General features: G+C 63.9%; 1 pseudogene. It reads left to right on the top strand.

The window, feature by feature from the left end:
• Positions 1-371 (top strand): annotated as a pseudogene (locus tag A9762_RS03190) (allantoicase); the annotation flags it as partial.

The raw sequence follows: 371 nt of genomic DNA, 5'->3' as shown, positions 1-371 counted from the left end.
GGTGTCGATCTCGACACCAGCCACTTCACCGGCAACTTCCCGCCGGCCGCCTCGCTCGAAGGCTGCTACAGCCCGGACGGCGCGCCATCCGACACGGCCGAATGGTTCGAACTGCTGCCCTCGACCACGTTGCAGGGCAACTCGCATCACTACCACGCCATCACCCAGCAACGGGCCGCAACGCACGTGCGCGTGAACCTGTACCCGGATGGTGGTCTTGCACGTCTGCGTCTGTATGGCTTGCCGCAAAGCGACTGGGCCAATCGTTCGCGCGACGAGCTGATCGATCTGATCGCGATGGAAAACGGCGGTTACGTCGTGGCGGCCAACAACCAGCACTTCGGCATGGCGTCCAATCTGCTCATGCCGGG

Source organism: Pandoraea sp. ISTKB, assembly GCF_001721285.1.
GTDB classification, from domain to species: Bacteria; Pseudomonadota; Gammaproteobacteria; order Burkholderiales; family Burkholderiaceae; genus Pandoraea; species Pandoraea capi.
The sequence above is the reverse complement of the archived record's forward strand: the minus strand, read 5'-3'. Positions and strand labels throughout refer to the sequence as shown.